Genomic DNA, 9,338 nt, shown 5'->3' with positions numbered 1-9,338 from the left:
AACCCAGCCAGCTGACCCGGCGCGACGGACACGCCGTCATCCGCCAGGAGAAGGCCATCATCTGGTTCCGCCGCAAACGCCGCCCCGGCAACGTGATCCTCCGCCACCGCACCGTCAACCCGTCCTCATCCGCGAGTGGTCCACCGCCATGGACAACTTCGACGGCAGCATCTGGAACAGCCAGCGCACCGCAAAGCGGTTCAAGCCCGATCCGGCCGAAACGGCAAGGTTAGTCTGAACAAAACCCTGCCACGCCGACCGGATCTACTTTGCCATCGCCAGGTCAGAAGCCTGGCGACTGGCAATGTTCAACCGGAAAGGACACGACTGCGTTCCGGCTCAGCGTGTATGGGCTCTGACTGCCGAGTCCGGTGCAGTGGATTTTCGGCCCACAGAATCGCCGGTCCTGCTGCCCGCCCCTGATCGATGGTCCAGGGTGTGGTCCAGGGAGTCACCCCAAACACCTGACGCGACCTGTGCAAAGAGCTAGTCGGGCCGCCAAGCCGACTGCCCCGCCATTTCCCACCACGCCAATTGGGACACCGATTATGCGAAACCTCCGAACTGTCGGCGACCAGGCGGCTCACACAGCCTGTGCGCCCGCCCCGGCGCCCTTGCGCCGGGGCGGGCGCCATTGATGGCGGCATCGATCGCCGCCGCAGCGGCATGCTTCAGCTCGTCGAACACGGCGGTGTAGGTGTCCCGGGTGAGCGTGGTCGTAGAGTGCCCGAGCATCTCGGAAACCACCTTCGCATCCACCCCAGCCGCCAAGGCCACTGGCCGCACCGTGCCTCAGATCATGAAGCCGGATCGGCGACAGGTCCGCCTCCTTGACCAGAAGCGGTCGTCCGCGCTGCGGTATTCCACGGTCGGGCGGTGACGCGGCAAGGTCGATCACCACCTCGGCGGCCGGGTCCGCCGCTGTACGCAGAACACCCGGCCGCAGCGCCTGACGCAACCACCGAGAGCAGACGCCGACCCCTGCTGCGGAGCCTTTGGTCCAAGGTGTTTCAGCCCGCTAATTCGAGGACTGCAACGAGGCCGAGGTAACCACCGATCCCGCCCTCGAAATCGATCGAGCACGCGTGGCCGACTGACGCGACCGCTAAGCAGTTGTATGGCACCGCGTTCCGTTGCGCCGAGCCGGACTGCCAGGCACGGCGTGTGGCCCACGCGTTGGACGAGGAGGATGCGCCGCGTCTGTGGCAGATGTCCAAGGCGATGCTTCGTTCGTAGCACCTCAGGCTCCGTGGACGTCGTCCACAGAGCCTGAGGCTGTATCGCACCGCCGACCTGTCAGAAGACTGACAGACCGTTCGGCGATCCCATGCCGGTCGGGCCGTCGTACCCGACGACGGCGGTGCATAGGTAATCCCCGCCACAGGATCCGTTGGCCCCTCCCACCACATCGTTCAGACCGGCGGCGGCCGACGGCGCGTAGAACGCCGAGGCGTTCGGGAACTTCGCCGGGTTGCCGGCCTGGCCGACCACGCCGGCCAGGAACGGGGAGGAGACGCTGGTGCCGCCGACGACGGTCCAGCCGGGGGCGCCGTCGTTGGGATCGGAATCGTAGACCGCGGGGCCGGTGCTCGGATCGGCGTCCGCCGAGACGTCGGTCAGCATGCGACCCGGGCAGTCCGGGTCGGTCTGCCACGCCGGCTTGTCGATCCAGGCCGAGCAGCCGCTGCCGGCCCCGCCCCACGCCTTCTCGCTCCAGCCGCGCGCGCTGGAGTCCTTGGTCAGCGAGGTGCCGCCGACCGCGATCACCGAGCTGTAGGCGGCCGGGACATTCGGGATGCCGAGGCCGTAGCCGCTGTCGCCGGAGGAGGCGAAGATCGCCACTCCCAGGTGGGCATAGTCCCCGGCGAATGCCTGGATGCCATTGCCCTCAGTGGCGCCGTAGCTGTTGGACACCTCGGTCGCCCCGAGCTTCACCGCGGTGTCGACGGAGGCGGCCAGGTTGCTCGAGTGGGCGTCGTCGCCCTCCACCAGCAGGATGTGGCACTGCGGACAGGCCGCAGACACCATGTCCACATCCAGCGCCATCTCGATGCCCCAGCCCTGATCCGCCGGCAGCGGTGCGGAGGCGCCGGTCTGGTTCACCTTCTTGAAGCAGCCGTTCGCGGTGGTGCACGCGGGCAAGCCGTAGGTGGAGCGGTAGACCGCGAGATCTGCCTCGGCAGTCGCGTCGTCTCCGGCATCGACGATCGCCACAGTCTGGCTCGCGCCCCCGGTGCCCGGCAGCTTGTAGGCCGCCTGCAGGTCGGCTGGACCGAAGCCGGCCGGCAACGCCGCCGCGTGGCCGGTGACGGCTGCGGCCGCCTTCCCCCGCACACCCAAACCCTCGTGCACGTCCGTGCGGACCTCGGCCAGACAGCGGTCGTACCCGGCCTGCGCCGCACCGCACACATCTCGGACCGTGGGCGACGCGGTGGGCGAGACGGTGTGCCCGGATCCGGCCGGTCCCGCGTAAGCCGTGGTGGACAGGGCCGCCATCGAGGCGGTCGCCGTCAGGGCCGCCACGCCTGCCGCGGCAGCCCCGAGGCGGAAACGGGATCTGGTTATCAGCCTCATGATTACTTCCCGTCAGCCGATGGTGTAGGCGTTGGCGATGGTCTGGGTGATGGAGCCGCCGATCGAGTCGGTCGCGGTGACCCGCAGCGACGGCATGCTCCCCTTGGCCCCGGTGTCGGGCCAGATGGCCAGGTAGTGGTTCTGGACGGTGGGGATGGTGGCGGCCGGCTTCCAGGTGGCGCCGCCGTCGAAGGAGACCTCGACCTTCGCCGAGGCGGCCTGGGCCTGCGAGCCCTGCCCGTCGTAGCTCTCGTGACCCACTGTCAGATTCAGAACCGACACGGCGTGGCTGGTGTTGCTCCCATCAGTGTTCAGCTGGTAGCTCAGGTTCAGCATCGGGAGGATCTGGCACGAGGCGGGATCGCCGCCCGCCTCGTCGCAGAAGTCACCCGGAGGCAGCGTCGAATGCGGGTCGCCGGCCGGGTGGTAGACGAACGTCAGGTCCGTGTGGGTCTTCGTGGCCTGTGACACCGAGCTGATCCCGCTCGCGTCCACATCGAGCACCGCGCGGTAGGTGTCGGTCTGCTGCGGGACGTTGTCCAACCATGCGCCTATGCCGGGCTCAGCGTCGATCTGCTGGCCGTCCCGATAGACCACGAAGTTCTCGACGGTCGGGTTGAGGTAGCCGAAGGGGACTTCGTAATAGCCCGGGGTCTCAGGTTCGCTGTCAGTGAAGTCGCCGTTGAAGGCGATGCCCATCGTCGTGCCGGCCACGCAGGAGTAACAGAAATTCGGGCCGCTGAACTGGCCGACTTGCGGGCCCAGCGGTCCGTGCCCCCACGTACGCCACACCTGCTGCCCGCTGGCGAAGCTCGGAACGTTGCCTGCCTGCAGGCCCGCGAACCCCTCGTCCGGCGCCTTGCCCAGCTCCGCGAAGTAACTCTGGAGCCACGAGAAACCGGTGGGCAGAGGTGCGGTGACGTAGTCGGTGAGACTCTCGGGCACTGTCACCGGATAGAACGCGAACATGCCTCCGAGCTGGCCGCTGCGCATGCCTATCTCGTACAGGCCCGTGTGGGCGGTGTTGGACGCGTCGGTGTCGAACGTGTAGTGGAGCGAGGCCAACCCGCTCGCCGGCACCGGGAACGTCTCGTTCGTGGGGACATTGGCGGCCTGCGGGAAGATGAGGTCATAGCGGTACGGCAAGCCGGTACCCGCCGGACTCTCCCCGTCCCACGCCACCTGGGAGCCGAGCTTCCCGATCCTCGGCGCGCCCTGCGAGGAGACGAAGACGTTCCCTGACGCGACGGCCTGGATCGGGACCACGTTGCCGGCGGCGTCGGTGCGGATCACATTCAGCGTCACGTTGTCCGACTTCGCAGGTCTCGGCGTGGCCGCCGAGACCTGGGCGGTGGCGGCGCGCTCGTCGGCGGTGACCATCGAGACGCCACTGGAGTTCGGTATCACCAGGTTGTCCTGCAGCACCAGGCGCACGCCGGTGGGATTCCCGCTCGTGTCATATTCGGCGAACCCGGTGTAGATCGCGTAGTTCCCCACCGGCACGGCCACTCGGGACACCCCGCCGAGGTCCGGGATCACCGCGGCGAACTTCGCCCTCGAGTCGACGTTCAACACGAAGCTCAGGGCGTGCTGCGCCGGCGCCGAGGTCAAGTCCTTCGCATTGATTTGGACGATGTGCAGCGGATAACTGTGTGGCGCCTGCGTCGTGGGGGGGTGATGCCGGTGCTGCGGAATGGGACAGCTGCGGCACGTCGTACTGCGCGGTGTCGAGCGACGCGACGTTGGACAGCGCGGAGGCCGGGATGACGTAGTCATGTCCGTTGCCCGGATCGAACCTCAGGAACGGCACGGTCCGGCTGTCGCGCCCGACCACGTCGTACGCCTGGCTTCCGCTCGCCCCCTGAAGGACGACACGGTCACCGCCCGGCAGGGTGATGCTCGAAGTCGGAACCGCGCCCGGGAGCGGTACTCCAGGCGGCGGCGAGGCGCTCGCCGACGGCGTCGCGTAGGCCGGCGCGCTGCCGGCCACGGAGGCCAGCACGACTCCGGCCGCGCAGGCCAGCGCGAGGCAAGCCTTACCGCGGCCACTCCTTCGGAGTCGTCGGATCGACGTTGATGGCAGTGCTCTCACTAGCAAGACCTCCTGAAAGCGTGTGAACCGCACAGGGAATGCCCGAGCGTTCCGTCGGCTGCCGCGTGTGGCGGGACACGCCGACCTATCAAGACCCAGCTGCCTGCCGGCATTTCTTGGTGCCGTCCAGTTCCGCCGTTGGTCAGCGGAACACCTGTGGTTCGCCCGCTGTCACCCTATGTACACGCACTTGCCGCCGACCATGATGAGTCGGATGATGCTTTCCGGCGGAATACCAGGCAGTTTCCGCCGTTGGGCTGATCGCGTCGGGTGCGCCGCGGGCGGAGGGACGACGATGACGGCGGAGTCTTTGGGCGGTGACCTCCGCGCCCTCCGCAGGGGCAAGGGCCTGTCCATCGAGGAGTTGGCGACGCGCGCGGGGGTGAGCGTGCGCGCGATCAGTGAGATCGAGCGCGGCCGGACCCGGCGACCGCATCCGAACACGATGCGTCGCATCTCCGGGGCGCTCGGTGTCGAGCAGATGGCACAGGATCAAAGCCCCACAGCCGTCGGTGCGGCGTCCGGCCCCGGCAACGACAGTGACGACTCGACGGGCACGTATGCCGGTGGCGCGCGGTTTCAGTTGCCGGCCGCGACACGGTTGTTCGCCGGCCGTTCGCGCGAGATGGCAGAGTTGATGGCGGTGGCCACCGCGTCGGATTCCGCGGGCTGGCTGGTGATCGCCGCAGTGGACGGGATGGCCGGGATCGGCAAGAGCGCGTTGGCGATCCACGCCGCGCATCAGCTGAAGGACCGCTATGGCGACGGCCAGCTGTTCGTGGATCTGCATGCTCACTCGGCCGGGTGGGAGCCGAGGTCCGCAGCCGACGCCCTGGAGACGCTGCTGCGGTCATTGGGTGTGCCGGCGCAGGCGATCCCGCCTGATGTGGAGGCGCGTGCCGCCTTGTACCGGTCCCGGATGGCCGGTACCCGCACGCTGATCCTGCTCGACAACGCCGCCGATGCCGCCCAGATTCGGCCGCTGCTGCCGGGTGAGGCCGGATGCCTGGTGCTGATCACGTCCCGGACCCGCCTGGCCGGGTTGGACGACGCGCACACCCTGACCCTGGAGGTGCTCGACGCCGAGCCGGCCGCAACGTTGCTGCGTCAGGTAGCCGGGCCGCACCGGATCGGCACCGACGAGACGGACCCCGTCGCCGAACTGGTGGAGCTGTGCGGACGGCTGCCGTTGGCGCTGCGGATCGCCGGAGCGCGACTGCGGCACCGACCGGCCCTGCGCGTCCAGGATCTGATCACGCAGCTGCGTGACGCGACCGACCGGCTCGTCCACCTGCGCGACACCGATCGCGACGTGACCGCGGTCTTCGCCACCTCCTACGCCCGGCTGCCCGACGCCGAGCAGCGCCTGTTCCGCCTGCTCGGCCTTCTTCCCGGCGACGACATCGACTCCTACGCCGCAGCGAATCTGGCCGACCTGGGCGACGTGCGTACTGCCGAGCATCTGCTGGAATCACTGCTCGATCACAACCTGCTGCTGCAACACCAGGCCGGCCGCTACCGCCTGCACGACCTTGTACGCGCCTTCGCCCGGACGCTGGCAGTCCGGCAGGCACCTGACGAACAAGGCCCCGCCGCGGCCCGCTTGCTGGACTACTACCAGCACACCGCCTGGTGCGCGCAGGCTCTCGTGACCTCGATTCCTCGGCTCCCGGTCAAGGGACCCGCGCCAAAGCTCGCTCCCGCGCTGACCGACCGGACTTCCGCCCGGACGTGGCTGCGTACCGAACGCTCCAACCTGTTGGCCGCCTTCAGCCACGCCGCCACCCACGATTGGCTGCGGGCCGTACGGCTCGCGGGCGCGATGGCGACCCTGCTGGCGGCCGACGGCCCCTGGGACGAAGCGATCAGAGTGCACACCACAGCCGCCAACCTGGCCGAACAGCTGCCGCTGCCCGCCGTCCTGGGTACCACGCTGACCGACCTGGCCTACCTGCGAGCGTTGACGGGAGACTTCACCGGCGCGGCCACCGACCTAGAAACCGCTCTGCACCATTGTGAGCAGGCCGACGCGTCCCTCGGACACGCCAATGCATTGACCCTGCTGGCCCAGATCAGCGCGTTCACCGGCGAGCGCGCCACGGCAGAACAGCACCTTCACCACGCGATCGAGCGGTACGGGCAGCTGAACGAGCACCTCGGATTGGCCAACGCCCTCACCCAACGGGGAACCGTGCACCGGCTCAACGGCGACTACCCAGCAGCCGAACACGACCTCAACATCGCCCTCGCCGGCTATGAGGCACTCGGCGATCAGGAGGGGCAAGCCACCGCCCTGTCCAACCTCGGTGTGGTCCGCGAAACCACCGGCGACTACCCCACCGCCACCGGCTACCAACAACAAGCCCTGCACCTGCACCGCCGAGCCGGCAACCGGATCGGCCAAGCCAGAGCATTCCTCGGGCTCGGACAGGCCTACGCACACGCCGGCGACCACGACGCCGCCATCGACGCGGCGCAACAAGCACTCGAACTCTTCCGCGGCCTCGCCGACCCTAACGGCCAAGCCAACGCACTGGGCAACCTCGGATACTTCAAACGGCTCGCCGGCAACCCCGAAGACGGGCTCCCGGATCTCCAAAACGCCCTTGAGATCTTCCGCCGTATCGGCGCCCGCGGAAACGAAGCCTGGGCGCTGGACCTCTACGCCGGGACCGTCGCCGCAACCGGCGACCACTTACGCGCCCTGCAGCTCTACCACGACGTCCTGCACCTGGCCCGCCAAACCACCATGACCGCCGTCGAAGCCGCCGCCCACGCCGGCATCGGACAGTGCTACCAGCACCTCGGAAGAATCGGGGACAGCAGCACGCACCTCAAACAAGCCCTCGACATGTTCCAGCAACTCGGCCTGAAGACCGAAGCCGCACATGTCCAAGCGCATCTGAACAAGCCCTCGTAGATCGATACGGTGGCCGTTCAAGCACCGATGGCGGCCGAGGCAACGGGCGAGAAATGATGGGGATCGCACCATCCAGATCAGGTTGCCGGCTTCGTCGGTGAGGGCGAGGAACAGCAGGCCGTGTGATCTGTGCTTGAGGCTGTAGTTCTTGCGGTTGGCTTTCCCGGAACGGCGGCGGGTGCGGATCAGGGTGCCGTCCAGCAGCACGGCTTCCCCGCCGGCTCGGGTGATTCGTTTCAGCGCGCGGTCCAGGCGCGGGGCTTTGGCCGCGAGCAGGGCGATCACCTCATCGGTCCAGCGGCGGATGGTGGCGGCGGAGACCTGGTTGCCGCCGGCCAGGTCGGCGGCGCGCTGGTCGTGGCGCGGCACGGCCAGTACCAACACCGCGATCTGGCCCGCCGTGCGGGACCGCCACCGCGATCCGATCGCTTTGAGATGCTTGCGCAGCAGATCGGCGACGTAGTTGACGCATCTCGTGGACAGCGGCAGGCGGCAGGAGTAGACCTGACAGACGGCGTCCCCGGGCTGTTCGTTGGTGTTCGTCACACAACGTCGATGAGCGCCGGGGGATGAAATCAGAGGCCGCATAATCCGCGGGTCCGGGGTTCAAGTCTCTGGCGGCGCACCGGTAGCGGACCCTAGTTCACCTAGCGTGAGCTGGGGCTTTTGCTTTTTGGATCTTTAAGAGGCCTAGACATCCTGACAGCCGTCAGCCACGTTGTCCAGGATTGGTCCAGGGCCAGTACAAGATCGGTACAGCCGCCGAGTCTCACGACCCTGCCCCGCAGGCCCGCTCCGCAGATTCCCATCCGCTGGTCCGGCCCATGCCCGCGGACTTCAATCCGCTGGTTCATCGACTCCAGCTCGGCGTCTCAGTCTACGCGGCCTGTCTCTCCTGCTCCGTCACGTTCAGCCTACGCCGCCTTCGCGACCGGTTCCAGTGCATCTGGTCGGGTCAACGCGTTGCCGATCGCGTCGGCCGCCAGGAGCTTCAGGCTGAAGAACACCGACGTGTAGATGTCGGCGGTGACCTTGGTCGAGGAATGCCCGAGCATCTCGGACACCGCCTTCAGATCCACGCCGCCGGCCAGCGCAATCGAGGCCGCGCCACGGCGAAGGCCATGAAGCTGGATCGGCGGCAGCCCGGACTCCCGGACCAGCTGTTTGAGCTGGCGACTGACGACGTCCGGGGTGGATGCCGGTCCCGTCTGGCCGAGCGAACACCAGATCCGTATCGAACCACCCGTCGTCTGCCGCGGCCCGGGTGGCGTCCTGCCGTGCCCGGTGCTCGACCAGCTTGCCGACCAGAGACGCGGCAGTGCCGACGTTCCGCACGGACGATTCGCTCCTCGGGGCGGTCGCGGTCGCCCAGCCGATCTGCACCACCTGCCGGACACCGCCAAGAACGCCGCCGCCAGGTCGATGTCATCCCAGCCCAGCCCGACCGCCTCGCCCCGGCGCAGCCTGGTGAACGCCAACAGCCAGAACACCGCCGCCAGCTCATGCCGGCTCGCCCTGTCCAGGAACACCCTCGTCTGCTCCGGCGGCCACACCATTACCGGCGACTGCCGCTCCCCCGTCGCCCGGCAGCGTTCCACCCGCGCGTCAGTCCACACCAGCGCCTTCGGAGCCTGCCCGGACGAAAGGTCCGCCAGCGCGGCCACGTTGATCGTGATCAGCTGCCGGGCTTGGGCCGCTGACAGCGCCGAGCTCAACGTGGCCGGATCCGCGTGCGCGTGACCGCGTGACCGC

The 9,338-nt window shown here is 68.2% G+C and carries 4 protein-coding genes and 3 pseudogenes; 2 read left to right on the top strand and 5 right to left on the bottom strand.

The window, feature by feature from the left end; all coding sequences use genetic code 11:
* A pseudogene (locus IZR01_RS50535) lies at positions 1-238 on the top strand (hypothetical protein); the annotation flags it as partial.
* 308 nt (positions 239-546) lie between these two features.
* Here the strand turns inward: IZR01_RS50535 and IZR01_RS54880 are convergent.
* The 3 genes and pseudogenes from IZR01_RS54880 to IZR01_RS15175 form a co-directional block, all read right to left on the bottom strand.
* Positions 547-838: pseudogene (locus IZR01_RS54880) on the bottom strand (tyrosine-type recombinase/integrase); the annotation flags it as partial.
* A 458-nt stretch (positions 839-1,296) separates the two neighbouring features.
* Positions 1,297-2,574 (bottom strand): S53 family peptidase, encoded by a 1,278-nt coding sequence (locus tag IZR01_RS15180; protein ID WP_194924231.1) that lies wholly within the window; start codon positions 2,572-2,574, stop codon positions 1,297-1,299.
* 12 nt (positions 2,575-2,586) lie between these two features.
* Entirely contained in the window at positions 2,587-4,185 is a 1,599-nt protein-coding gene (locus IZR01_RS15175) for a hypothetical protein (protein WP_194924230.1), read from the bottom strand.
* A gap of 659 nt (positions 4,186-4,844) precedes the next feature.
* Between IZR01_RS15175 and IZR01_RS15170 the strand changes: the two are divergent.
* A pseudogene (locus tag IZR01_RS15170) lies at positions 4,845-7,346 on the top strand (ATP-binding protein); the annotation flags it as partial.
* A 15-nt stretch (positions 7,347-7,361) separates the two neighbouring features.
* On the opposite strand, the gene IZR01_RS54235 reads toward IZR01_RS15170, so the two are convergent.
* Positions 7,362-8,132, bottom strand: coding sequence for a hypothetical protein (locus tag IZR01_RS54235; RefSeq protein ID WP_369125485.1), 771 nt, complete (start codon positions 8,130-8,132; stop codon positions 7,362-7,364).
* Between the two features lie 368 nt (positions 8,133-8,500).
* Positions 8,501-9,301, bottom strand: coding sequence for a site-specific integrase (locus IZR01_RS15165; protein WP_194924228.1), 801 nt, complete (start codon positions 9,299-9,301; stop codon positions 8,501-8,503).
* Positions 9,302-9,338: the final 37 nt, after the last annotated feature.

Origin of the sequence: Catenulispora pinisilvae (genome assembly GCF_015356865.1) — a bacterium.
GTDB classification, from domain to species: domain Bacteria; phylum Actinomycetota; class Actinomycetes; order Streptomycetales; family Catenulisporaceae; genus Catenulispora; species Catenulispora pinisilvae.
The sequence above is the reverse complement of the archived record's forward strand: the minus strand, read 5'-3'. Positions and strand labels throughout refer to the sequence as shown.